General features: G+C 69.5%; 17 protein-coding genes. 1 reads left to right on the top strand and 16 read right to left on the bottom strand.

The window, feature by feature from the left end; all coding sequences use genetic code 11:
* Positions 1-85: 85 nt before the first annotated feature.
* A complete protein-coding gene (locus tag ACZLIF_RS02885; RefSeq protein WP_053518868.1) occupies positions 86-451 on the top strand; it encodes a hypothetical protein in 366 nt (121 codons plus the stop codon).
* On the opposite strand, the gene pncB is transcribed toward ACZLIF_RS02885, so the two are convergent.
* The 16 genes from pncB to ACZLIF_RS02805 all read right to left on the bottom strand — a co-directional run bounded on the left by pncB (position 448) and on the right by ACZLIF_RS02805 (position 24824).
* A complete protein-coding gene (gene pncB, locus ACZLIF_RS02880; RefSeq protein WP_053518866.1) occupies positions 448-1629 on the bottom strand; it encodes a nicotinate phosphoribosyltransferase in 1182 nt (393 codons plus the stop codon). The genes ACZLIF_RS02885 and pncB overlap by 4 nt on opposite strands.
* 73 nt (positions 1630-1702) lie before the next feature.
* Positions 1703-2542, bottom strand: a complete 840-nt coding sequence (locus ACZLIF_RS02875; RefSeq protein WP_128989095.1) for a glycosyltransferase family 2 protein — start codon at positions 2540-2542, stop codon at positions 1703-1705.
* Complete coding sequence (locus ACZLIF_RS02870) at positions 2539-3390, bottom strand: glycosyltransferase family 2 protein (RefSeq protein WP_128989093.1); 852 nt, start codon at positions 3388-3390, stop codon at positions 2539-2541. Before ACZLIF_RS02870 ends, ACZLIF_RS02875 begins: the two co-directional genes overlap by 4 nt.
* A 132-nt stretch (positions 3391-3522) precedes the next feature.
* Positions 3523-5724, bottom strand: coding sequence for a type II secretion system secretin GspD (gspD, locus tag ACZLIF_RS02865; RefSeq protein ID WP_128989090.1), 2202 nt, complete (start codon positions 5722-5724; stop codon positions 3523-3525).
* A gap of 9 nt (positions 5725-5733) precedes the next feature.
* A complete protein-coding gene (locus ACZLIF_RS02860) occupies positions 5734-6528 on the bottom strand; it encodes a general secretion pathway protein GspN (protein WP_128989088.1) in 795 nt (264 codons plus the stop codon).
* Entirely contained in the window at positions 6518-7216 is a 699-nt protein-coding gene (gspM, locus tag ACZLIF_RS02855; RefSeq protein ID WP_128989086.1) for a type II secretion system protein GspM, read from the bottom strand. The genes ACZLIF_RS02860 and gspM overlap by 11 nt, the downstream gene beginning before the upstream one ends.
* Complete coding sequence (locus tag ACZLIF_RS02850) at positions 7197-8354, bottom strand: PilN domain-containing protein (RefSeq protein WP_128989084.1); 1158 nt, start codon at positions 8352-8354, stop codon at positions 7197-7199. The genes gspM and ACZLIF_RS02850 overlap by 20 nt, the downstream gene beginning before the upstream one ends.
* Complete coding sequence (locus ACZLIF_RS02845; RefSeq protein ID WP_128989082.1) at positions 8351-9214, bottom strand: type II secretion system minor pseudopilin; 864 nt, start codon at positions 9212-9214, stop codon at positions 8351-8353. The genes ACZLIF_RS02850 and ACZLIF_RS02845 overlap by 4 nt, the downstream gene beginning before the upstream one ends.
* Positions 9211-9843: a type II secretion system protein J gene (locus tag ACZLIF_RS02840; RefSeq protein WP_128989080.1), complete on the bottom strand. Its 633-nt coding sequence runs from the start codon at positions 9841-9843 to the stop codon at positions 9211-9213. Before ACZLIF_RS02840 ends, ACZLIF_RS02845 begins: the two co-directional genes overlap by 4 nt.
* Positions 9840-10256: a type II secretion system protein XpsI gene (xpsI, locus tag ACZLIF_RS02835; protein WP_053520017.1), complete on the bottom strand. Its 417-nt coding sequence runs from the start codon at positions 10254-10256 to the stop codon at positions 9840-9842. The genes ACZLIF_RS02840 and xpsI overlap by 4 nt, the downstream gene beginning before the upstream one ends.
* A complete protein-coding gene (gene xpsH, locus ACZLIF_RS02830) occupies positions 10256-10750 on the bottom strand; it encodes a type II secretion system protein XpsH (protein WP_074901860.1) in 495 nt (164 codons plus the stop codon). The genes xpsI and xpsH overlap by 1 nt, the downstream gene beginning before the upstream one ends.
* Before the next feature lie 6 nt (positions 10751-10756).
* Complete coding sequence (gene gspG, locus ACZLIF_RS02825; protein ID WP_053520019.1) at positions 10757-11200, bottom strand: type II secretion system major pseudopilin GspG; 444 nt, start codon at positions 11198-11200, stop codon at positions 10757-10759.
* Positions 11201-11248: 48 nt separating this feature from the next.
* Entirely contained in the window at positions 11249-12469 is a 1221-nt protein-coding gene (gene xpsF, locus ACZLIF_RS02820) for a type II secretion system protein XpsF (RefSeq protein ID WP_128989078.1), read from the bottom strand.
* A 24-nt stretch (positions 12470-12493) separates the two neighbouring features.
* Positions 12494-14215 (bottom strand): type II secretion system ATPase GspE, encoded by a 1722-nt coding sequence (gspE, locus tag ACZLIF_RS02815; RefSeq protein WP_111186337.1) that lies wholly within the window; start codon positions 14213-14215, stop codon positions 12494-12496.
* A gap of 140 nt (positions 14216-14355) precedes the next feature.
* A complete protein-coding gene (locus tag ACZLIF_RS02810) occupies positions 14356-16209 on the bottom strand; it encodes a S8 family peptidase (RefSeq protein WP_128989162.1) in 1854 nt (617 codons plus the stop codon).
* A gap of 158 nt (positions 16210-16367) precedes the next feature.
* Positions 16368-24824, bottom strand: coding sequence for an ESPR-type extended signal peptide-containing protein (locus ACZLIF_RS02805; RefSeq protein ID WP_128989076.1), 8457 nt, complete (start codon positions 24822-24824; stop codon positions 16368-16370).
* Positions 24825-25068: the final 244 nt, after the last annotated feature.

Below are 25068 nucleotides of genomic sequence, written 5' to 3'. Positions count from 1 at the left end.
ATGGCCCTAGCAGATTCGGATTTTGCCTATTAAAGGCCGTCCGGAGCTGTCGCTAACTAGGACACACCGAACCAGAGAACGTGTCATGAGGACTTCCCTTCTGCTGTGCGTGGCCCTGATGTCCGTCAGTGCGCTGGCCCAGGCCAGCAGTGGCAGCATCCGGTTCAGCGGCCGCATCGCCGAGCCGGGTTGCACGACGGCCCTGTCCCAGGGCGAGCTGAGCCTGGCGGCCTGCCCGCCGTCGGCCAAGGGCTCGACGGTGGCGGTGACCGCGGTGGGCGACAGCCAGGCCGCGACGCTGCGCGATGGCAAGCGCCATGGCCAGCAGCTGGCCGTGTCGGCCAGCGCCATGCGCGTCGGCGACATCGCCTTCTCCGAGCGCTACCGCGTGGAAGCGCCGCAGCAGCAACCGCTGCGGGGCGCCTACCTGGTGGTGGTCGACTACCTTTAAGCCGGGTCCGGCAGTTCAAAGACCTGACGCAGGTAGGCCAGGTAGCCGGGGTCGTCGCACATGCTCTTGCCCGGCGAATCGCTGAGCTTGGCCACCGGCTGGCCGTTGCAGCGGACCATCTTGATGACGATGTTCAATGGCGTCGGGCCCAGATCGTTGGTCAGGTGGGTGCCGACGCCGAAGGCCACCTGGCAGCGACCGCGGAAATAGTCGTACAGGCGCATCACCTTGGCGATGTCGAGCCCATCGCTGAACACCAGCACCTTGCTGCGCGGATCGACCCGGCGCTGCTGGAAATGCGCCAGCATGCGGTCGCCCCAGTCGAACGGATCGCCCGAGTCATGGCGCACGCCGTCGAACAGCTTGCAGAAATACATGTCGAAGTCGCGCAGGAAGGCGTCCAGGCCGACCACGTCGGACAGCGCGATGCCCAGGTCACCGCGGTACTCGCGTGCCCATGACTCCAATGCCGCCACCTGCGAATCGCGCAGCCGTGGCCCCAGCGCCTGGAATGCCTGCAGGTACTCGTGCGCCATGGTGCCGTGCGGGGTCATGCCGTACAGCCGGGCGAAATGCACGTTGCTGGTGCCGACCAGCTGCGGGCCGAGCGCATCGCGCAGCAGCGGCAGCAGGCGCGCATGCCAGTCGCGCGAGTAGCGACGGCGGCTGCCATAGTCGGCAATGCGGCATTGCTCGAAGCCGGGGGTGTCGCGCAGCAGCGCGGCCTTGGCCTGCAGGCGGCGCTCGCCCTCGGCGAAGTCGGGCGTGGTGGTGTTGCGGAACCAGACTTCGTTGATGATGGCCAGCAGCGGCACTTCAAACAGGATCGTATGCAGCCAGGGCCCGGTGATGTCCAGTTCGATCTCGCCGGGCACCCGGGTCGAGGCACGCAGCTGGATGTACTTGCGGTCCAGGTGGAACAGGCCGAGGAAATCGGCGAAATCGGGCTTCACGAAGCGCAGGCCACGCATGTAATCCAGCTCGGCGTCGCTGAAACGCAGGCTGCACAGGTGGTCGATCTCTTCATCGATCTGGTCGATGAAGCGGGCCAGGTCGATGCCGGGCGTGCGGCATTTGAACCGGTACTGCACCTGGGCGCCGGGATGCTGGTGCAGCACCGCCTGCATCATGGTGAACTTGTACAGATCGGTGTCGAGCAGGGACTGGATGATAGGCATGAGGCGGATTATGCGCCCGGCGGGGTGAACCGGGGGGCCCGCCCATGCGCGCCGCCGCCGGACACGCTCGACACTACAGGGATCTGCGCAGCAGTCTCGGCACCAGCAGCAGCGCGTGCGCCCAGATCGCCCCCCAGACCGCCACCTGCACCAGCAACGAGCGCTGTCGCGCCTCGAACCTGCGGAAGTAACGCCACAATCCGCGGTGCTTGTGCCACTCGACGAAGAAGGGCCGCGAACGGCTGGACACGCCGCGGACATGGGTGACCTGCAGGTCGTTCGCGATCGCCACCACCGCGCCCGCCTCACGCGCGCGCCGGCACAGGTCCAGGTCCTCGGCGTGCAACCGGTAACCGGCGTCCCAGCCACCGAGACGATCAAACAGCGTCCGCGGCATCAGCAGCAGCGCGCCGGACAGCGCCGGCACCGGCTGCAGCGTCTGTGCCGGATCGCGCGGAATCGCCAGTTTCGAGCCGCTGCCCGGCGAGCGCAGCATGGCCAGGAAATCCGGATCACGGCGGCGCACCGCCTCATCGGCATGGCCGTGCTCATCCACCTGCTCGACCCCGAGCAGGCAGTCACCGAGCACGTGTGCGCGGTCGCGCAGCCTGGCCAGGGTTTCCGGCTCGACCATCAGGTCCGGGTTGATGAACGCCAGCCACGGGCTGTGCGAATCGGCCGCGCCCTGGTTGTTGGCGGCGGCGAAGCCCGGATTGTCCGGGTTGCCGATGAAGCGCACGCGCGGGTCGTGGCTGGCGTGCCGCTGCACGATATCCAGCGTGCCATCCACCGAACCGTTGTCGATCACCCGGATTTCCGCCACATCCTGCGACTGGCGCAGCCTCGACAGGCAGGCATCGATGGTGCTGCCGCTCTGGTAGGTAACGACGATGGCGGCAATGGCGGCATTCAAGCGGTTGGCTCCGACGCGGACGGGACGAACAGATCGCCCTGCTCGCGCGGCATTATCGCCTGCTGCATCCGCTGCTGCAGGTCCGCGCGCAGTTCGTGCAGCGGATCGTGCATCAGGAAGTCGGCCAGGCGTGGCACCCAGCCAGGCCACCGCGCGGCCAACGCCTCCAGATCGCCATCGCGGCTGACCGCTTCGCCGGCGCGGCTGACGAACGCGTTCTCGCACAGCACGTTGCGCCAGCCCAGGCCCGCCATGCGCAGGCTCAGATCGACCAGCGCAGCGTTCCAGCCGGCGTAGCTTTCCACGTCCAGTCCGCCGGCACGGCGACGTGCATTGCCGCGCACCAGTACCGCATGCGTGACCGCCGATGGCAGCTCCGGGTGCAGGGTCGGCAGTGCGGCGCAGGTCTGCGCCAGCAGCGCAGTATCGATGGGCTCGGCATTGATCTCGCCCAGCCGGGGCCAGGCCGCGGTCTCGCCTGCATTGCACCAGGGCGTGGCGGTGGCAATGGCCGCATCGCGGGCGAAGGCGTCCTGCAGCTGCTGCAGCCATCCCGGCGCCGGTACGCTGTCCGGTGCCAGCACGGCCACATCGAGCCCCTCGCAGGCACGCAGCATTTCATCCAGATGGGCCACCTCGCCCAGCGGCCGGGCGCGGCGGGTGTACTCGGCCTGCAGTGGCGTGTTCGCCAGCCAGTGCTCGACGACCGCCTGAGCGCGCGGTCCGGTCTGCGCATCGTCGGCCAACCAGACCGCGGTACCCGGTGCCGTACCGGCATCAAGTGCGGCCAGACACCGGTCCAGCGCCGCATCGTCCACGCACAGCGGCAACAACACGATCGCCCCCATCCCGCCTCCGTGGTTGTCGGTGGCCACAGCGTAGCACCGGGAGGGTGTTGGCCGGGTTGCACCCGGCACGTGCAAAAGCCGGAGCCGAAGCGGGGTTCATGGAAACGGCGGGCGTCGCCCCGCCGTAACCCCCTACTTCTTTGCGCGCGGCTGGTTCAGCGGCTCCATCGCCCGGAAACGCTCGCTGTACTCGTCGGTCAACGTGCGCGCTTCCTGCGCATTGCGAACGATGCTGGGCGTCAGCAGCACGATCACCTCCGAACGACGGCTGGTGCGGCTCTTCTGCCCGAACAGTGCGCCGATCACCGGAATCCGGCTCAGGCCGGGAATGCCGCTGCTGCCGTCGGTGGCCGAGTCGGTGATGAGACCGGCCAGCATGATGGTGTCGCCGCTCTGTACGGCGGCCTCGGTAGCCAGCTTCTTGGTGGAAATGCGCGGGTTGCAGTTGCGCTCCTGCGGATTGCAGTTCTCCGGCACATCCGACGCGCTGCTGACTTCCTGCACGATGTCCAGGAACACCGTGCCGTCGCGGGTCACGCGCGGGCGCACCTTCAGGATCACGCCGGTATCGATGTACTGCACCGAGCTGTAGCTGCTGGTGCCGACGCCGGTGTTCACCGTGGTGGTGCTGATCGGCACCTTGTCACCCACGTTGAGCGTGGCCTCGGCGTTGTTGCGCACGAACACCGACGGGGTCTGCAGCAGTCGCACATCGGTGACCTTGTCCAGCGCGCTCACCACCGCTGCACCATTGTGGCCGGTGAACGCCCAACCCAGGCCTTCGCCGCCGGTCGCAGCACCGGCGAAGCTGCTCCAGGAGCCACCCGCCGCGGCCGGCAGGGTGACACCGCTCAAGGCTCCGGTCAGTGCACGCCCGGCCACGGCGTTGTCGAAGAACCAGTTCACGCCGTACTTCAGGTCGCCATCCAGAGCGACCTCGGCCACCTGGGCTTCGATATGTACCTGCAGTGGCATCACGTCCAGCTTCTCGATCACCTCGCGGATCGAGCGCCAGGCCTGCGGCGTCGCGCGCACCAGCAGCGTATTGGTTTCCTCCACCGCCGACACGCCGACCCGGTCGCCTTCCACTTCCAGGCTGACGCTGACGTTGCCGGACTGGCGCTGCGGCAGGTTCAAGCTGCCATTATCGCCACTGGAACTGCTGCCTGGGGTCGAGCCGAAGCTGCTGCTGTTGTTGCTGTCGATGCCACGGTCGCTGTCGCTGTCCAGCTGCGACGGAATGGCACCCGGGGCCAGCGATGCAGGGCTCGAGCCGCCCCGCTTGCCGCTGCTGGCGAACGCCTCGCTGAGCCGCTCGGCAAGATCGCGCGCCTTGATGTAGCGCAGCTCATGGGAGAACAGGCGGGCACTGCCACCGGCCGTATCGATGCGGTCCAGCCATTGCTGGATCTGGTCCAGGTAGCGCACCTGCGGGGTGATCACCAGGACCGCGTTGGCGTTTTCCAGCGGCAGGAAACGGAACATGCCGGCGCTGGGCGTCTTGCTCTCCTCGCCGAACACCTTCTCCAGGTCGCTGGCGACCTGCTCGGCCTTGCCGGACGTGATCGGGAACACGCCCACCGACATGCCCGACAGCCAGTCCACATCGAAGATCTCGACCGTGCGCAGGTAGTTCTCCAGCTCGGCACGGGTGCCGCCGAGGGTGATCACGTTGCGGCCGCTGTCGACGTTGACGATGGCGTTGGGCCGCGCGTACGGCTCCAGCACCTTCTTCATCTCGGTGGCGGAGATGAACTGCAGCGGCACCACCCGGACCTCGAAGCCGCGCGCGCTGGAGGCCGGTGCGGTGCTCGGCGCGACAGTGCCGGCCAGCGCCTGGTCAGCGGCAACGATGTTGTAGCGCCCGCCGCTGTACACCATGCGCGCGTTGTTCCAGCCCAGCACCATCTCCAGCAGGTTCAGCGCCTGTGCCGGCGAGACCGGCTTGGGCGTGGCCAACGTGACCGTGCCCTGCACCCCCGGCGCGATCACATAGTTCTGGCCCAGCATGTCACCGAGGATCGCCTTGACCACGGCATGCAGCGATTCGCCCTCGAAGTTGAACGTGGCGCTGCCGGTGCCGGCCGCATGCAATGCCGGCGACGGTGCGCGCGCGGCCTCGCGATTGATCATCGTGCCGGTGCCACGGCGGATGACCGCCTGAGGTGCCCCCTGGCTGTCGGCCGCCGCATCGGCCTGGACGTCCGCTGCGGCCTGGCCGGCGCTGGCCGCAGGTTGCAGGGCGCCCTTGCGCTGCACATGGGGGCTGGAGACGGTACCGCAGCCCACCAGCAGCGCGAGCACGAAGGACCAAGGAAGAAAACGCAGGCTCATGCTCTCACTCTACCGGTTGGCGCCATTGCCCGAAGGCGGCGGCGACTGTTGTTGCTGTTGTTGTTGCAGCTGGCGGCGGCGGGCCTGGATGCGCTCGCGGATGGCCTGCATCTGCGCTTCGCTGGGCCCGTTGCTGTTGGCCGGCGGCGGGGGTGCGGCAGCAGACGCCGGCGCGGGTGTGGCGTCGGCTGCACGTTGCGGTGCGGTCGCCGCCTGTGCCGGCGCGGCCTGCGCCGGCAGCGGCACTACCGGCGGTGGCACCGGCACGCCCGGTGCGGGTGCACCGGCACTGCCGCGCAGGACCGTCGGTGGCTCCCCGCCCTGCCCGTTGAACACGGCAAGTTCCAGCACCTGGCTGCCGCCCGGGCCGATCACCGTCGCCTGGCGGGGCTGCAGCGCGACCAGCTGCCAACCGTCGACCGCGTCACCATTGAGGCGCAGGCGCAGCGAGCGGTTCTGCTCCGTACTGAACGTGGCCAGGCCGAAGTCGTCCGTGAGCAGCACACCGGTCAGGCGCAATGCGGCACTGGCGCTGGGTTCACTGCCGCCCAGCAGGTAAGGGCGCGGCCTGCGGTCTTCGGCGAACAGCGGACGCGCGGCGATGGCGCTGTAGCTGTCCGCACTGGCCATCCGTTCCGGAGCGAACGCCGGCAGCACCGGCAGTGCTGCCGCGGGGTCGGCGTCGGCCCCGCCGGCCGGCAGGCGACTGCCCAGTCCGAAACCGGTGGCCAGCCATATCGCGGCGGACCAGCCGGCCAGGGCCAGCAGGAAACCGGTGCGCAGGCTGATGGGCTCACGTTTCATCGGCGACCTCCTCTCCCTCGGCGGCCGCCGGTGGCGGCGGCTCGACCGGGGCCGGGGCGGCCTCGGCGGGCTCCGCTGCGGGAGGTACTGCCGCAGCGCCACTGGCGGCACCGGGCAACAGGTAGCCGGCCAGTTCGAAGGAGACGTCCAGGCCCAGCCCGGATTCGTTCGGCGACTGCTGGAAGCGCTGCGCGATGAGATTGAGGTTGTCCACGAACAACCGCGGGCTGCCGGTTTCCAGGCTGTGCAGCACGGTCGCCAGTTCCGCCACGCCGCAGCGCAGGCGTACCTGCATGGCGACGCGGACGAACTCGGCATCACGGCGATTGTCGGTCAGCGGCGTGCGATTGCTGATGGTGCAGCTGCGGTTGCCGGGGCTTGCAGTGGCCACCGCATCCTGCAGGCGCGCGCCGAGCGCGGCGGCGGCGGCTTCGGCAGTGGCCTCCTGCAGGAAGCCGGGTTGCCGTTGCAAGGCTTCACGGGTGGCGCGCAGCCGCTGTTCGATCTGGGGCTGCTGCTGCAGCTGCGCCTGCACGCGCTGCTGGCGCTCGCGCAGGGCCGCGACATCGGCATCGATCTCGCGCAGCGGCTGGGTGAACCAAGGGTGCACCAGCAACAGGTAAGCCAGGCCCAGCACCGCCAGCAGCAGCGCCAGCGCCAGCCAGCGGTCACGGCGTGCGCTTGGCATCGGCCGCCTCCGGAGTCGCTGCTGTCGGCGTTGCCGGTGCCGCCGCGGGCAACGGCTGCAGTTCGGCAGTCATGGTGAAGCGGTCCCGGCCGCTGCCGGCGCCGTCCGCCTGCAGCACACCGGTCAGGTTGACCTTGCGCCATTGCGGAGCATCCTGCAGCAGCTGCACCAGCTGCGAGGCTTCGCGGCTGAGCCCGATCAGCTGCAGGCCGTTGTTCTCGATGGCCAGCTTCTCCAGATAGGTGCCTTCGGGCAGACGGCGGGTCAGCTCGTTCCAGATTTCCACCGTGCCGGCATGCTGGCGGCGCTGCGACTCCAGGAAGGCCGCGCCGTCGATCAGTGCCTGCAGCTGGGCACGTTCACTGGCTACACCCCGGGCACTGCGCGCGCTGCGTTCGACGTCCGCACGCAGTGCGTCGGCGGCGGCGCGGCGGTTGTCCAGCAGCTGCAGTCCAGCCAGTACCAGCATCACCAGCGCAGCCAGGGCCAGCAGCAGGTTCCAGCGCCGCATCGGATCGGGCCGCGACTGGCGCTGGGCGCTCGGCAACAGGTTGACCTGCAGCGTGCCAGCCTGTGCATCGATCGCGTCGACGCCGGCCAGGGCGTCGCCCCACTCGCCCACGCTGGCACGCCAGGCCTCCATCTGGCGCAGCGGCCAGGCCACCAGTTCGACCTGCAGCTGGCCTTCCCCTGCCACGCCCAGTTCACGCACGTCATAGCTGACCTGGCTGGCCTCGAACGGGGTCTGCCGGTCGATCTCATAACCGACCACCGCGTGCAGCCGGTCGCCGGCCGCCGCCGGCAGCCGCAGGGTGCGACGCAGGACCCGTTCCACCGGCAGCAGCCAGAATCGCGGCAGGCTGCGCAGGCGCGGCTCCAGCACGCGATCCAGTGCGGCCGGAGACGAGGGCCACGGCAGGGTGACCACAGCCTCGCGGCGCTCGCCCGCTTCGCGCCAGACCTGCAGCTGGTCACCCTCGCGCTGCAGCAGCAACCGTGCCTGGGCCCAGCCCAGCGCCCATTGCCAGCGCGCCGGCACCCACGCCAGCAACGAGTGCCGCCACCAGCGCAGGAAACGGCCGGCGCCAGGACCGATCTGGCCCTGCACCTGCCGCAGACTGTCCTGCCAAGCCGTCATCTTGCCGTCATTCCCTGCTCCCAGCGAAGCACTGTGTAGGACCGCCCGGGAATCCCCCCGGAGCCATTGCGAACCACTGCCTGCAACACCGACCTGCGTCCACTGCCGTCGATGACACGGGACTCGATACTATAGGTGCCGCTGCTGCTGGCAAGCGCTGAAGATCCATCCGCCGGATCGCCGTCACGCTCCGGCGGGTTCCGCTGCGCCAGCACGAGGTCGGCATCCAGGCCCAGCGCGGTCAGCACGGGAGCGCTGGCGAATCGCGGATCCGGTCGCGCCTGGCGGCTGTAGAGGGTCAGGTGCGGCAGCATCTTCCGGTACAGCGGCCCGTTCATGCCCAGCACCCGCTGCAGCTCGCCGAGCGTCTCGAAGCGCTTGTTGCGGGGCCCATACGGCAGCCCGGCCGCAGCGTAATCCTGTGCCTCGGCACCGCCGCCGGGCTGCAGCAGGCTGTCCTCGTCACGCCAGTCGACGATCGCGCCTGCCAGCTGGCGCGCGTTGTCCACCGGTTCGCCAAGTGCCTGCAGAAATGCGGTCAGCAGCGCCACGTCGGCCAGGTTCAGGTTGATCTTGCCGTTCTCGTCCAGCACCTGGATCTCGATGCGGGCACCGTCGAACTGCCAGCGATAGGTGCGACCATCGGCCTGCCACGGCGCGCGCAGCGGATCCGGTGACAGCCGCATCAGTGCGTACTCAAGTCCCGCACGGGCACGCTCCTGGCCACGTGCATCGTCGTCGAGCACGCGCTCCTGCAGATGCTCGACGCGGGCGCTGAGCGCGAACGCGCCGACCAGTGCGGTCATCAGCGCGATCAACCACAGCACCAGCACCAGTGCGGCCCCGCGCGACCGCATCAACGCCCCCCTCCACCGCCGCCCAGGCGGGGGGCCACCACCAGGGGCGGCCATGCGGCACCACGGACCGGCACGATCCGCAGTTCCACCAGCAGAGGCAGGCGACGGGTGTCTTCCCAGCGCGGCAGCCACTCGGTCATCTGCCCGCTGCCGGCATCGATGCCGCGATAGCGCATCTCCACCGCTTGCAGGCCATCCACCAGCACCTCGGGCGGGCGTGGTGGCGTTTCGGCGATGCGCTCGCCCTCCTGCAGCAGGACCAGGTCCAGCAGCAGACGCTGCTGCCCGGCCTTGCCGTCCACCTGCAGCGCATGCAGATAGGGCCCGCCGCGTCCGAGGTAGCCTGGCAGATCGGCGACGAACAGCATCCGTTGCTCTTCGCCCTGGAAGAACACCGGCTCGCGGGTCGGGTCTGGCACTTCCAGCGGGCTGCGCATCGCCCCGGCCAGCTGTCGCCGCAGCAGGGCCTGCACCGCGCGCATCCGCTCGCTTTCGGCGGCGATCTGTTCACCCCGCTGGCTGACCGCCATCGCCGAGCGCACGCTGGCGAACGCCAGCGCCAGGCCACCGGCAAGCAGCACGGTCGCCAGCATCACCTCAACCAGAGTGAATCCCGCAGCGCTCCGCTTCATCGCGCGCGCTCCAGGTCCGGCGGCAGCAGGCGCAGGCTGCGCCAGCGCAGCTGTTCGCGCTCGCCATCGCCCCACCGCACCTGCAACTGCAGTTCGGCCAGCCACGGTGCACCCGGCGACTGCGTGGCCGCGGCGTTGCCGGCGCGTGGCTCGGTCCAGGGCTGCACCTGCAGCTCCCAGCGATAGCGCCCGTTTTCCCAGTCGCCCTGCTGCTGCCCCACCTGCAGCGGCGCATCCACGCCCGCCGCAGCCAGCAGCGATTGCGCATGCAGGACGGCGCGCGTGCGCAGTTCGGCCTCGCGCACCTGCCTGGCACCGCCGGACAGGCTGCCCAGCAGCAGGGTCAGCGCCAGCCCGAGCAGAGCGAAGGCCACGATCACCTCCAGCAGCGTGAAACCGCGCGCCCGCCGCATCACTGCGCCTGCCATGGGCCGGAGCGGACTTCACCGGTCAACCAGCCGACATCGATGCGCCATTCGGCGGCATCACGCTGCAGGCGGATGCGGCCGCCACTGGAACCGCCATCGGGATGGAACTCGATCACGCCCTGCCCCGGTGCAGTGGCCAGCTGCGCCGCACCTTCGAAACGCACCGTCAACTGTGCCGGCAGTTCACCCTGGCGCTGGTTCGCCCCCTGCCAGCGATGCCGTGCCGGCTCGATCACGAACCGCTGCGGTTCGCCGCGCGCGATCGCCTGTGCACGCACCATGCGCAGCTGGTTGGCGATGTCCTTGCCGGCGCTGCGCAGCTGCATGCCGGCGAAGCCACGCGACAGTCCCGCCGCGGTGATCAGGCCGATGGCCGCGATCAGCGCGATCACCAGCAGCATCTCCAGCAGCGACAGCCCCGCCGGGCGCCTGCCGTGCAGGCGCGGTCGGGGCAACCGGCGCGGCAGGAAATACGTCATGCGGGATTACGGCTGGTAGCGGATGTCGGCATCGACGCTGCTGCCACCGGCCTTGCCGTCCTTGCCCAGGCTGATCAGCTCGTACGGCTGGCCTTCGCCGGGTGCGCGGTACTCCAGCGCGTGCCCCCACGGATCGTTGAGGTCGGCCGGCTTGGCGTACGGGCCGAGCCAACCGCCAACGCCGGCCGGTGCGGTCACCAGATCGGTGAGCGCGCCCGGCAGCTTGCCGGTATCGATCTGGTAGTTGTCGATCTTGGATGCCACGGTCTGCACCTGCGCCTTGGCGATGTTGGCCTTGCCCCGGTCGGCACCGCCCAGCACGCGGCTGGCCACCAGGGTCAGCACCGCGCCGATCAACACGATGACGATGATGATCTCCAGCAGGCTCATGCCCGACTGGTGCCGCGCGGCGGTGAAGGACAGGCGGATGGGTCGACGGTTAGCGATCATGATCGGTCCTTTCGGTTGCGTTGGGTCGAAGTGCGGAAGAGTCCATCGTCAACCGATGGCATTGGTCAGGTCGTACAGCGGGACCAGCACGGCGACGATGACCGCACCGACCACCGAAGCCAGCACCAGGGTGATCGCCGGGACCATCGCCGCCAGCAGGCGATCGATGCGCCGGGCGCTGTCCTGCTCGAAGGTATCCGCCGCCTTCAGCAGCATGGTGTCCAGCGCGCCGGATTCCTCGCCGACCTGGATCATCTGCAGGGCAAGCCGCGGAAAGCGCTTGCCGCGCGACAGTGCCAGCGACAGGCCCGCACCGTTCTTGACCTCGTCGGCGGCGGTATCCACGTCGGCTGCCAGCGCGCGGTTGCCCAGTACGTTGCGGGCGATGCCCAGCGCACCCAGCAGCGGCACACCGTTACGCAGCAGCGTCCCCAGCGTGCGCGCCAGCCGTGCGGTTTCCAGCTCGCCGAGCAGGCGGCCGATGCTGCGCCGTTGCAGCAGCCAGCCGTCGAGGGCCAGCCGGAAGGCCGGCTGCCGCAGCTTGCGCTCGAACAGCAGGGCCAGCACGCCCGGTACCACCAGCAGCAGGATCCACCAGTCGCGCACGAACAGGCCCAGCTGCAGCACGGCATTGGTGAACCACGGCAGCGCCACGTCCAGGCTCTCGTACATCTGCGCGAACTGCGGCACGACGTAACCCAGCAGGAACAGCAGCGCGCCGCCCACCACCACCAGCAGGATGGCCGGGTAGACCAGCGCATTGATCACCTTGCCCTGCAGCGCACGCGCGCGCTCAAGGTAATCGGCCAGCCGCTGCAGGGTCTCATGCAGGCTGCCGCCGGCCTCGCCGGCCCGCACCATGTTCACGTACAGGCGCGAGAACAGGCCATGCTGGCGCTCCAGCGCGGTCGACAGCGGCGCACCACCGCGCACCACGTCGCGGATGTCGGTGATCGCACGACGCGAGCGCTCGTCCTCGGGCAGGCCCAGCAGGATCGACAGCGCGCGATCCAGCGGTTGGCCGGCACCGAGCAGGGTCGCCAGCTGCTGGGTGAACTGCAGCAGCGCCGGGCCCTGCAGCGGGCGCTGGTGGAACAGGTTGCGCCAGTTGCCCCCCCCGATGGAGCCCGCATCGGCCAGCTGGGTTTCCATCGGCAGATGCCCCTGGTCCTGCAGGCGCGCGATCAGGTCGGCCTCGCTGGCCGCTTCCATCTGCCCGTCGAAGATCTCGCCATGCGGATTGAGGGCCTTGTAGCGGTAGTTAGGCATGTCAGCCCCGGGCTCCGGCGCGCATCAGCTCTCCTCCGTCACACGCAGGACTTCCTCGATGGTCGTCTGCCCGGCAAGGGCCTTGGCCAGGCCATCCTCGTACATGGTACGCATGCCGCCTTCGCGCGCGATGCGCTCCAGCTCGCCCATGCCATCGCGGCGCATCACCGCGCGCCGCAGCGCGTCGTTCATCACCAGGAATTCCATGATGGTGGTGCGGCCCAGGTAGCCGGTCGGTGCCAGTGCCGAGGGACGCGGCCGGTACAGGTGAATCGCCCCCTCCGGCTGCAGGCGGCGCAGCTCGAAACGATCGATCTCTTCCGGTGACGCCGGGTAGCGCTCGGCGTGGGTCGGTTCCAGGCGGCGCACCAGACGCTGCGCGAGGATGCCGTTGATGGTGGAGGTCAGCAGATAGTCCTCCACACCCATGTCGAGCAGCCGGGTGATGCCACCGGCGGCATTGTTGGTGTGCAGGGTGGACAGCACCAGATGGCCGGTCAGCGCCGACTGGATCGCGATGCGCGCGGTCTCCAGATCGCGCATTTCGCCGATCATGATGATGTCCGGATCCTGGCGCACGATGCTGCGCAGCGCATTGGCGAAGTCCAGGCCGATCTGCGGCTTGGCCTGGATCTGGTTGATGCCTTCGATCTGGTACTCGACCGGGTCTTCGACCGTGATGATCTTGACGTCGGCGGTATTGAGCTGGCTCAACGCGGTGTACAGCGTCGTGGTCTTGCCCGAACCGGTCGGGCCGGTCACCAGCAGGATGCCGTGCGGCTGCTCCAGGACCTTGCGGAACTGCGGCAGGAATGCATCGGTGAAGCCAAGCCGATGGAAATCGAACACCACGGTTTCGCGGTCAAGCAGGCGCATCACCACGCTCTCGCCGTGTGCGGTCGGTACCGTGCTGACGCGAAGGTCCAGCTCCTTGCCCTGCACGCGCAGCATGATGCGGCCGTCCTGCGGCAGGCGGCGCTCGGCGATGTTGAGCCGGGCCATGATCTTGATGCGGCTGATGACCGCGGCGGTCAGGTTGGCGGGCGGGCTCTCGCCCTCCACCAGCACGCCATCGACGCGGTAACGGACCTTCAAACGGCTTTCGAAGGGTTCGACATGGATGTCCGACGCACGCAGTTCCACCGCGCGCTGGATCACCAGGTTGACCAGGCGGATTACCGGCGCTTCCGAGGCAAGGTCACGCAGATGCTCGATGTCGTCCACCGCGCCGCCTTCACCATCGGCGGTTTCCACGATCGCCCCCATGGCGCTGCGGCCCTGGCCGAACCAGCGCTCGACCAGATCGTCGATCTCCGCCCGCATGCCCAGCACCGGCGTGACCGGCACGCCCAGGGCCAGCTGCACGGCCTGCTGCGGGTAGACATCGTGGGCATCGGCCAACCACAGCCGTACGCCGTGTTCATCCAGCGCCAGCGGGCAGACGTGGAACTGCTTGAGGAAGCGCAGCGACAGCGGCAGGCCTTCGGCGAGGGACTGCGGCGGCGTCTCGGGCACCTGCTTGCCTTCCAGCAGTGGCAGGCCCAGCACATCCGCGCTGGCCTGCGCCTGGTCCCGCTCGGACACCAGTCCCAGGCGCACCAGCAGGCCGAGCAGGCTGCCGCCGGCCTCGGCATGCAGCGGCCGCGCCCGGGCCAGGTCTCCTTCCTTGAGCCGCCCACGCGCCAGCAGCGCATCCAGGATGCGGCTCTCGGCGTCGTCGGCAGTGGTTGCAGCGAGCGCGTTCACGTGACTCTCCTGTCGATCGGCCCGACTTTAGCAGTTAAGCCGTGGTTTCCGCCGCCATCGCGCCGCCTTTCGAAAAATGACAACGCCCGCCACCACGGGGTGACGGGCGTCGCCAGTTCATCTACGACAGTGTGATGGCATTACTGCGTGGCGAGGATGGTCACCCCGCTGTAGGCGGCTTCACCCACCACCTTGACGTAGTACGTGCCGGCCACCGGCTTGTTGACGCGCACGGTTTCGGCGTTGCCCGCACGCGTGGACTTGGCGTCGTTGTCGCTCGCGCTGGGCTCGCGGCCCTGGGCCAGGTACACCGACACGTTGCCACTACCACCGTAGGTGATCACGCTCAGCGATTTGCCCGCCACCGCTTCGAAGCTGTACAGGGCACTGCCGCCGGTCGCACCGGACAGGCCGCCGACAGCGACCTTGTTGGTCAGCGGCGTGGCTACCGGGCCACAGTCCTCGGTGCACGGCTCCTCCAGCGCCTTGGCCAGTGCGGCCTTGGCGTCGACGATGCCGGTACCGATCGGGGTCGCCGACGGGATGGCCACCGGGAACGGGCGTGCGGTTTCCTTGAGCAGGGTACGCATGGCTGCCGGAGCCAGCGGCTCCTTGCCATCGGCGATCAACGCGCTCTGCACCAGTGCCGCCACCGCCGCGACGTGCGGCGAGGCCATCGAGGTTCCGCCCTTGCCCATGTAGGTATAGCTGCCCGAGTCCGGCGTAGTGGCCGCGTCGGAACCGGCCTGCCAGACATAGCCACCCGGATTGCCGTCCACGCTGCCGCCACCACCAGGGCCGGAAAGATCGACGCGGGTGCCGTAGTTGGAGTAGTAGGTGATGCCGCCAGTGATACGGGTGGCTCCCACCGTCACCACGCCAGCGCAGCTGGCAGGACGGTAATTGGACGCGTTGTCGGTCTCGTTGCCGGCGGCCACCACGACCGTGGTGCCGCGCGAGATCGCGCCATTGATCGCATCCTGGTAGGTGCCATCGCAGCTGCCGCTGCCACCCAGGCTCATGTTGATGACTTCGGCCGGGTTGGTATTGGCCGGAATGCCGGTCACGGTGCCACCGGAGGCCCAGGTGATGGCGTCGGCGATGTCGGAGAGGTAGCCGCCACACTTGCCGAGTACGCGGACCGGCAGCACCTTGGCCTTGTGCGCGACGCCGGCCATGCCGACACCGTTGTTGGTCTGCTCGGCCACGGTGCCGGCGACGTGCGTGCCGTGCCAGGAGCTGTCTTCAGCCAGCGAACCGGTGTAGCACTCGTTGTCGTTCTCGACCCAGTCGCCATAGTCCTGTGCGCCCGGTACACGGTCGTCGGTAGCGCGACGTGAGGTCTCGGCATCGCTGATGAAGTCGTAGCCCTCCAGCAGGTTGCCGACCAGATCCGGGTGCTGCGGCAGGATGCCGGTGTCGAGCACCGCCACCACCACGCCCTCGCCCTGCGAAACATCCCAGGCCGCCGGCGCGTTGATGCCGCCGGTCGCGTTGTGCAGGTGCCACTGGTACTGCTGGTAGTACTGGTCGTTCGGCACCAGCGCCGGCTGCACATCGCCCGCACGCAGTTCGCTGCGGCGCAGCTTCACGTCGGCCTCGGCGTACTGCACCGCCGGATCAGCCTTCAGCTCCTTCAGCACGCGCTGCAGTTCAGCCGGGGCCAGACGGCCCTGCAGGCGGATCACATCGGCGCCGACGCCGAGCTTGCGCACGACCTGCGGGCCCAGGGTACTGGCGCGCGCAGTGCCGCCGGACAGGCTGGCGCGGGTCAGCGCCGACTGCACCGTGGACAGCTTGGCCGAACGATCCAGCGCAGCGGCCGTGCCGGCGCGGTACTTGACGATGATGCGGTCGGTGCCCGGCTGTGCGGTGCGCGCCTGGCGCGCCGGTTCCTGCGTCGGCAGCCCGGCGGCATGGACGGCACCGACGGCGGTCATCGACAGCACGGCGGCGGCAAGCACGTTGATGCGAAGGTTCTGCTTCTTGATCACGTCGAAATTCCTCTTCTGGGTCATGGATCGAACCAACACTGCGGCCATCATTCCTTGACGACTCCCGGCCGGCCCAGCCGGGATTGCCGTGACCTCCCCCCAGGCCCTCGTTGCGGGTGTGGCGCCGGCGTGGGTGGCCGCCGGCGCGATGGAGTGGCTTACCAGCCGAAGCCGGCACCAACGCCGACCGAGCTGTCGTCGCTGCTGAAGGCTCCGCCGAAGGTGACCGTGGCGCGGTCGCTGATTGCACGCTGGTAACCCAGCGACAACGCCGACTCGCCGCCCTGGAAGCCGACACCGACGCCGACCCGGTTCTGGGTACGGATGCCGGCGGCGCTGGTGGCCATGTTGAGCATCGCCGCGCTCATCGCGCCCTGACGATCGATGCGACGGTCCATATGACGCAGGCGGCCATCGACTTCGCCCTTGAACACATCGAAGCTGTCGGTCACGGCCTTCACCTGGCCATCGGTGTAGCTGTTGGCCGTGGCGACACCACGGTCCAGCTGACCCTTGTTGACCGCGTCGGTGGCAGCGCTGCCGGCCGCGACATTGGTGACCTGGCGCTCGTTGCCTTCGCTGCCGACAGAGACGGTGTTGGCACGATCGGCAACCGAGCCCTGGCCCAGCGCCACGGCGTTGGCGGCCGTCGCACTGGCCCCCTGGCCGATGGCCGTGGACGACGCGCCGCTGGCAACGGCGCCCTCTCCCACGGTGACCGCGTTGAAACCCGCTGCCGGTGTGCCGACCGGGATGCCCGAGCCCGCTGCGGCGGCGGTCGGCGCGCCCTGTACCCGGGCAGTACTGGCAGTGGCCACGGTGGGGACAGCATCGGCGCTGGCCGTCTCCGCGGCCAGGCTGCCGGCGCCTCCCTCCAGCGGCGTGCTGGTCGAACGCAGGCTGGCGGTGCGGGAGCGGTTCGCCCCCCCGGTGCGCTGGTCGATCTCGCTGACCTTGCGGTCCAGTGCGCCGAGGGCATCGCCGACATTGCTGTAGCTGGCGCCCTGGATCACGTAGTTCGGCGCGACGAACACGCCCTGCATGCCGACACTGGCGCCACCTCCGAGGAAGCTGGCGGCATCGCTGAGCGACTGGAACAGCTGGCCGCCATTGATCGCCTGGCGACTGCCTGCGGCGATGCTGCCGGCGCCGACATTGTCGATCGTGGTGCCCTCGATGCCGGCCAGGGTCAGCCGGTCGCGGCTGGCGTCGTCATAACCGACCGCATTGGCAGTGGACGTTTCCACGGTCGCGATGCGCGAATCGAAATCGCCGACCCGGGTTTCCACCGCGCCGACGCGCTGGTTGGTGACATTGAGCTGCGAACCGGTGACCGCGTCGCTGCTGCCTGCGGCGATGCGACCGTCGGCGACGTTGACGATGCGGCGCGTCGCCGGACCATCGGTACCGTTGCCACCGCCGACGGACACCACATTGGCGTCCAGCGCGCGCGCGCCACTGCCCAGCGCCACCGAGTTCGCACCGGTCGCGCCGGCGTTGGCGCCGACGGCCAGCGCCGCATTGCCGATGGCGCTGGCACTGCTGCCCAGCGCATTGCTGCGGTTGCCGCTGGCACTGGCACCGGAACCGACGGCGACCGCGTTGCTGCCCGTGGCGCTGGCGGTCCCGGTACCGGTCGCACGGAAGTGGCGGCCGGTGGCATCGGCGGTGGCCGCCACCACATCCAGCTGGCCCTTGTTCACCGCATCGGTCGCCTGGGTACCGGCCGCGACATTGGTGACCTGGCGGTTGATCGCGCTGTGGGTAACGCCCGCTGCATCAACCCAGTCCTGCGCCGCGCCGACCGATACCGCGTTGGCACGATCCGCCAGCGATCCGGCACCCAGCGCGACGCTGTTGTCGGCCGCCTTGGTCGTCCAGGTGTTGCTGCCCAGCACCGTGGCATTGGTTGCCTGCGCGTAACTGTTGTAGCCGACCACGGTGGCCCCGTCCTCGGTCGCCCACGCCTCGCTGCCGATGGCGGTGGTGTGCTGACCGCTGCCGACGCTGTTGGCATCCTGCCCGGCCAGTGCGTTGAAGCCTACCGCCACGCCATTGAGGCCGGTGGCCGCGTTGTTGCCGAGCGCGGTACCGTACTCACCGGCGCGTGCCTGTACGCCGAAGCCCGCACCGGCGATCTGCGCGGTGGTGCCCTGGCCGACCGCCGTGGCGACGTCGGCGGCCTGCGCGCCACTGCCCAGGGCCGTGCCGAAGAAGCTGGACGTGGCACCCGCACCGTAGGCTGTGGACTGCCAGCCATTGGCATAGGCGAAGTTGCCGACCGCAGTCGCTTCGCGACCGTCGGCCGTGGCCCCGTAACCGACGGCGGTGGCGGCCAGGCCAGTGGCCTGGGCGATGCCACCTACCGCAACGGCACCGATGCCCTCCGCTTCCGACTGCGCGCCCAGGGCGACGCTGGCCGGCCCGGCGCTGCTGCTCTGCGCACCGAGGGCGATCGCGCCGCCAGCGGTACTGCTGGCGCTGTGGCCGATGGCCACGCCATCCTCACCCGTCGCCACCGCGTTGAAGCCCACGGCAGCGGCAGTGGCGGCGACCGCCGTCGCGCCACTGCCCAGTGCGGTGGCACCGTTGCCGATCGCATTGGCCGCTTCGCCGGCGGCCAGCGCGTTGTCACCTTCCACATAGGCGCCGGCGTCGCTGTCGGCACTGCCACTGGCCTGGAAGTAGCGGCTGGTGTTCTCGGCCACCGACGCCACGGCGTCCAGCTGGTCCTTGTTGACCGCATCGGTGCCTTCGGTACCCGCGGCGACATGGGTGACCTGGCGTTCGCTGCCCGTGCTGCCAACCGCCACCGTGTTGTCGCGGTCTGCCTTCGATGCAGCACCGAGGGCGACGCTGTTGCTGCCGTTGGCGGTGGCATTGGCGCCCAGTGCGGTGGAATCAGCTGCGTCGGCCCACGAGTTCCAGCCGATGGCGGTGGCGTAGTCGTCGGTGGCCCATGCACCCGCACCGAACGCCGCGGCGCCGTAGCCGCTGGCGCGAGCCGGGATCAGACCGAAGAAGGTGCTGCCGCCGATGGCGACGCTTTCATCGCCGCTGGCTTCACTGGAATCACCCATGGCCACCGCGCTGGCGCCGCTGGCCGTGGCAAACACGCCCGTCGCAGTACTGTTGGCCCCGCTGGCGATCGTGCCGTAACCCAGTGCAGAACCGAGACGACCACTGGCTTCGCTGTAACCACCGACCGCCGTGGTGCCATCGGCCGACGCCGCGCTGCGGAAGCCGCTGGCCAGCGACTGCGCACCGCTGGCCAGCGCTTCCGAGCCGTTGGCGGTGCTGTACACCGCCGTAGCCTGTGCGCCCGCGCCGGTCGCCGTGCTGCCGATCTCGCTGGCAACCGCACCACTGCCCAGTGCCGCGCTGTTTTCACCGGTGGCCTGTGCGTTGCTGCCCACCGCTGCGGCATTGCTGCCGCTGGCAAGGCTGTCCAGGCCTACGGCGGTGGCGCTGGCGGCGACCGCCGTCGCACCACTGCCCAGTGCGGTGGCACCCTTGCCGATCGCGTTGGCCGCTTCGCCGGCGGCCAGCGCGTTGTCACCTTCAACGTAGGCGCCGGCATCGCTGTCGGCACTGCCACTGGCCTGGAAGTAGCGGCTGGTGTTCTCGGCCACCGACGCCACGGCGTCCAGCTGGTCCTTGTTGACCGCATCGGTGCCTTCGGTACCTGCCGCCACGTGAGTCACCTGGCGCTCGCTGCCGGCACTACCGACGGCCACGCTGTTGGCGCGGTCGGCAACGGAACCCGCACCCAGTGCCACGCTGTTCGCAGCATTGGCGGTGGCGCTGGCACCGAGTGCGGTGGAATCGGCCGCGTCGGCCCACGAGTTCCAGCCGATGGCGGTGGCGTAGTCGTCGGTGGCCCATGCACCCGCACCGAACGCCGCGGCGCCGTAGCCGCTGGCGCGGGCCGGGATCAGACCGAAGAACGTGCTGCCGCCGATGGCGACGCTTTCATCGCCGCTGGCTTCACTGGAATCACCCATGGCCACCGCGCTGGCGCCGCTGGCCGTGGCAAACACGCCCGTCGCAGTACTGTTGGCCCCGCTGGCGATCGTGCCGTAACCCAGTGCAGAACCGAGTCGACCACTGGCTTCGCTGTAACCACCGACCGCCGTGGTGCCATCGGCCGACGCCGCGCTGCGGAAGCCGCTGGCCAGCGACTGCGCACCGCTGGCCAGCGCTTCCGAGCCGTTGGCGGTGCTGTACACCGCCGTGGCCTGTGCGCCCGCGCCGGTCGCCGTGCTGCCGATCTCGCTGGCAACCGCGCCGTTACCCAGCGCCGCACTGTTTTCACCCGTGGCCTGTGCGTTGCTGCCCACCGCTGCGGCATTGCTGCCGCTGGCCAGGCTGTCCAGGCCTACGGCGGTGGCACTGGCGGCGACCGCCGTCGCACCACTGCCCAGTGCGGTGGCACCGTTGCCGATCGCGTTGGCCGCTTCGCCGGCCGCCAGCGCGTTGTCACCTTCCACGTAGGCGCCGGCATCGCTGTCGGCACTGCCACTGGCCTGGAAGTAGCGGCCCGTGTTCTCGGCCACCGATGCCACGGCGTCCAGCTGGTCCTTGTTGACCGCATCGGTGCCTTCGGTACCTGCCGCCACGTTGGTCACCTGGCGGGTGTTGCCACCACCACCGACCGATACCGTGTTGTCACGGTCTGCAATCGAATCGGCACCCAGCGCGACGCTGTTGGCGCCGCGCGACTCGGCCGCATTGCCGAGCGCGGTGCTGTTGATGCCCGGCGACCATGCGCCACCACCGACGGCCGTGGAGTAGTTGCCGGACGCCTCGGTGGCGAGAATGCCGAACAACGAGCCGCCGACAGCGACACTGTTGGTACCGGTGGCCAGGCTGCCCTGACCGGTGGCCGTGCTGTAGTCGCCGGAGGCTTCCGAGTCGCCGCCCAACGCCACGCTGTTGGAGCCGGAGGCATTGGCGAAATTGCCGAACGCGGTGGCGTTGAACGCCGAGGCACTGGCGAAACCGCCGATGGCGGTGCTGTAGCCGCCCGTGGCTTCCGCACCGATGCCGAACGCAGCCGAGGCCGTGCCGCTGGCCACGCTCTCGCTGCCGACCGCCGTGGCCGCTTCACCACTGGCAGTGCTGAAGTAGCCCACCGCCGTCGCCTCTTCTGCGGAGGCTTCGGACAGCACGCCGCTGGCGGTGCTGCCGGCGCCACTGGCGATCGAGGCAGCACCGAAGGCCGCGCTCTGTTCACCGCTGGCTTCGCTTTCCGCGCCATGCGCGGTGGCGTACTCGCCGGTCGCCTGTGCGTTGGCACCGATCGCGCTGGCGTTGGCCGCGGTGGCCACGGCATTGAAGCCCAGCGCCTGCGCGTTGCTGGCCAGTGCATTGGCGCCGCTGCCCAGGGCGATGGCGCCGTCGCCGATGGCGTTGGATGCCTCGCCGGCAGCCAGTGCGTTGTCCCCTTCCACGTAAGCGCCGGCATCGCTGTCGGCACTGCCGCTGGCCTGGAAGTACCTGCCGGTGGTGGATGCTTCGGCCGCGACGGCATCCAGCTGTGCCTTGTTCACCGCATCGGTGGCCTGCGTCCCTGCGGCCACGTGGGTCACCTGGCGTTCGTTGCCGGCAGCGCCAACCGCCACGCTGCGGTCACGATCAGCCACCGAGCCTGCACCCAACGCGACCGCGTTGTTGCCGCTGGCGTTGCTGCCGGCGCCCAGCGCGATCGCGCTTTCACCGCCGGCCACCGTATTGGTGCCGATGGCGATGCTGTTGACGGTGTTGCCCAGCGCCTGGTAGCCCAACGCCACGCTGTAGTCGCCGTAGCCGAAGGCACCGCGACCGACGGCGGTGGCGCTGGTGCCGTTGGCCCAGCTGTTGTAGCCGATGGAGGTGGCGCCACTGCCGCTGGCCCACGCTGCATTGCCGAAGGCGGATGCGTTGGTGGCGGTGGCCCATGCGCCCGAACCGAATGCGCTGGCGCCACTGGCGGTGGCCCAGCTGTAGCCGCCGACGGCGGTGCTGTCGTCGCTGCTGGCGAACGCACTGTCGCCCACGGCGACCGCGTAGCTGCCGGTCGCACGCGACTTGCCACCGGCAGCCACGCTGTTGTCGCCGGTGGCTTTGGCCGCGCTGCCGAAGGCATTGCCCGAGGCACCCGTTGCCTGCGCGCCATTGCCGACGGCGGTGGCATCGGCGCCGGCGGTGGTGCCGACACGTTCCGGTTGACCGTCATCGCCGATGATCGGCTGGTTGTACTGGTCGTAGGCCTGGCCCAGTCCACCGATGGCGACCCCGCCGTTGCCACTGGCACTGCTGTTGCGACCGATGGCGACGCTGTCATCGCCCACGGCGGAAGCGCCCGCGCCCTGGGCGATGGCACCGGCGCCGATCGCGTTGCTGGACGAACCGGCGGCTACCGCACCTTCACCCTCGGCAAATGCACCGGCATCGCTGCCGGCTTCCGGCTGGGCCTGGAAGTAATGGGCGGTGGTATCCGCGGTGCTGGCCACCGCGTCCAGCTGCGCCTTGTTCACTGCATCGGTGGCTTCACTGCCGGCAGCGACGCCGGTGATCTGCCGCTCGTTGCCGGCACTGCCCACGGCGACGCTGTTGTCACGGATGGCTTCAGAGTTCGCCCCCAGGGCGACACTGTTGGCGCCGCGTGCCGTGGCGTAGTAGCCGACCGCCGTGCTCTGCGCGCCGCTGGCCCAGGTCTGCGCGCCCAGCGCGCTGGCCCCTTCTCCGGGTGCGTAGGCGAAGTAGCCGATGGCCGTGGCTTCGGCGCCGGAGGCTTCGGTCAGGCTGCCGTTGGCCACGGTCCGGTCACCGCTGGCGATCGCGCCGGCACCGACAGCGGTAGCGGCTTCGCCGCTGGCCTGGGTCTGCACGAAGAAGCCCAGACCGGGAATCAGGTCAGCCGGGCCACCCACGGCCACGCTGCTGGTGCCGGTCGCGTTGCTCTGGGTGCCGACTGCGGTGGCGTAGTCGCCGATGGCATTGGCCACCGCGCCGAATGCGGAGGACTGCGCGCCGGCCGCATAGGCACCCACGCCATAGGCGGACGCAGCGAAGCCAGCCGCCTCTGCGCTGGCACCGACCGCAGTGCCGCCGACGCCGGCACTGGTCGCACCGGTCTCCACCGGCACGCCGCCGTTGGTGATGAGCGGATTGCCGTCCTCGTCCACGGCGGCGCCACCCACCGCGACGCTGCCGGGTCCTGCAGCCTGCGCGTTGTTGCCGAACGCGGCGCTGTTCTGTCCGGCGGCCAGGGCGTTGTTGCCGACCGCCGTGGCGTTCTGCGCGACCGCGGTGGCGCCGGCGCCGACTGCGGTGGTGCCATCGCCCAGCGCGTTGGCCGCTTCACCGGCAGCCAGCGCGTCATCGCCTGCGGCCAGCGCACCGGCGTCGCTGTTGCTGCTGCCGGTGGCCTGGAAACGCTTGGCCGTGGCATCGGCCACGGCCGCGACGTCCCGGAGTTGGCCGACATTGGCCGCATCGGTGTCTTCGGTACCCGCCGCGACACTGGTGATCTGCCGGGTCAGACCGTACTCGGCCGCGCCCACCGATACCGTATCGACCCGGTCGGCCAGCGAGCCGGCGCCCAGCGCCACACTGCCGGTGGCAACCGCCGCCGAGTTCGAACCCAGCGCGGTGCTGTATTCACCCACGGCGGTGCTGAACGCACCGACCGCGATCGATGCTTCATTGGCGGCCGTTGCGCCACGACCCACGGCGGTACTGCCCGGGCCCATGGCCACGGCTCCGCCACCGACCGCCGTTGCGCCGTCCGCACTGGCCTCGGACAACGCGCCCAGTGCGGTCGCTGCGCCGTTCTCGCTGGCCGCAACAGCGCTGGCACCGACGGCGGTATCTCCCAGCCCGAACGCAACGGCACTCTGGCCGACGACGACGCTGGCATCACCGATGGCCAACGCGCTCTGGCCGAACGCACTGGCGCCCAGACCGGCGGCCACGGCCTGTGTGCCGACGGCCGTGGTGGCGTTGGCCAGCGACTGGCTGCCGCTGCCGACCGCAATCGCGCCCTGCCCTTCGATCTTCGCCGCGTCGCTGTCATCACCGGCGCCGTCGGCCTTGAAGTAGCGACTGCTCTGGGCTGTCGCTTCGGCCAACGCCGCCTGCGTGGCCCGCGCCTGTGCATCCAGCTGCGCTTTGTTCACCGCATCGGTTGCCTCGGTGCCAGCGGCGACGTGGGTCACCTGCCGTTCCTTGCCCGCATCACCGACGGCAACGGTATTGGCACGCGTTGCTTTCGAGCCGGCGCCCAGCGCCACGCTGTTGGCACCGGTTGCACGGCTGCCGGTGCCCACGGCGACCGCATTGGTGCCGGTGGCCGAGGCGCTGCCATCCACCAGGCACTTGTCGACGATCGAGCTGTTGAGCACCACGCAGTTGGCGTTGCCGCCGATCTCCACCGACTGTGCAGAGGCGACGCCGGTCATGCCCAATCCCAGTGCCAGCGCCAGTGCGGCAGCCAGTACAAAGGGCCTGGCCTGTGTCGCATCGCGGCGTTGGTCGACGACCCCGCCGCAACTGTCGGACGAGGCCAGTTCCGAGGCCACGACCAACTGACCCAGTGCTTTGTTCCAGACCTTGCGATAAATCCGATTCATCGGTACGGCTCCTGATTGGACTGGTTTTGGGCAAAGCAACGCCACCGCCGGACCTTCTGGTCCAACGTCCCCTGGGGGCGTTTATTCGCGTGATTTACTGCGGGGTATTGCCGAACGGCGCGCAGCGACAGAAAACCGAGCGCGTGCGCCAAGCGGTTACTGCGGGATGAATGGTTCTGAAACGGGGTTCAAGTGTTAACGGCAACTTTCCATATCGTCAAGACTTTGACACAGCAAATCACAT

Source organism: Stenotrophomonas sp. 2201_Sma, from assembly GCF_056486685.1.
The sequence above is the reverse complement of the archived record's forward strand: the minus strand, read 5'-3'. Positions and strand labels throughout refer to the sequence as shown.

Coding starts and splice junctions, on each gene's coding strand:
- gspD (WP_128989090.1), bottom strand. CDS start 5,724: ATGAGCCTGCGTTTTCTTCCTTGGTCCTTCGTGCTCGCGCTGCTGGTG.
- pncB (WP_053518866.1), bottom strand. CDS start 1,629: ATGCCTATCATCCAGTCCCTGCTCGACACCGATCTGTACAAGTTCACC.
- ACZLIF_RS02805 (WP_128989076.1), bottom strand. CDS start 24,824: ATGAATCGGATTTATCGCAAGGTCTGGAACAAAGCACTGGGTCAGTTG.
- ACZLIF_RS02860 (WP_128989088.1), bottom strand. CDS start 6,528: ATGAAACGTGAGCCCATCAGCCTGCGCACCGGTTTCCTGCTGGCCCTG.
- ACZLIF_RS02850 (WP_128989084.1), bottom strand. CDS start 8,354: ATGACGGCTTGGCAGGACAGTCTGCGGCAGGTGCAGGGCCAGATCGGT.
- ACZLIF_RS02870 (WP_128989093.1), bottom strand. CDS start 3,390: ATGGGGGCGATCGTGTTGTTGCCGCTGTGCGTGGACGATGCGGCGCTG.
- xpsI (WP_053520017.1), bottom strand. CDS start 10,256: ATGCGGCGGGCGCGCGGTTTCACGCTGCTGGAGGTGATCGTGGCCTTC.
- xpsF (WP_128989078.1), bottom strand. CDS start 12,469: ATGCCTAACTACCGCTACAAGGCCCTCAATCCGCATGGCGAGATCTTC.
- ACZLIF_RS02840 (WP_128989080.1), bottom strand. CDS start 9,843: ATGAAGCGGAGCGCTGCGGGATTCACTCTGGTTGAGGTGATGCTGGCG.
- ACZLIF_RS02885 (WP_053518868.1), top strand. CDS start 86: ATGAGGACTTCCCTTCTGCTGTGCGTGGCCCTGATGTCCGTCAGTGCG.
- gspG (WP_053520019.1), bottom strand. CDS start 11,200: ATGATCGCTAACCGTCGACCCATCCGCCTGTCCTTCACCGCCGCGCGG.
- xpsH (WP_074901860.1), bottom strand. CDS start 10,750: ATGACGTATTTCCTGCCGCGCCGGTTGCCCCGACCGCGCCTGCACGGC.
- gspM (WP_128989086.1), bottom strand. CDS start 7,216: ATGCCAAGCGCACGCCGTGACCGCTGGCTGGCGCTGGCGCTGCTGCTG.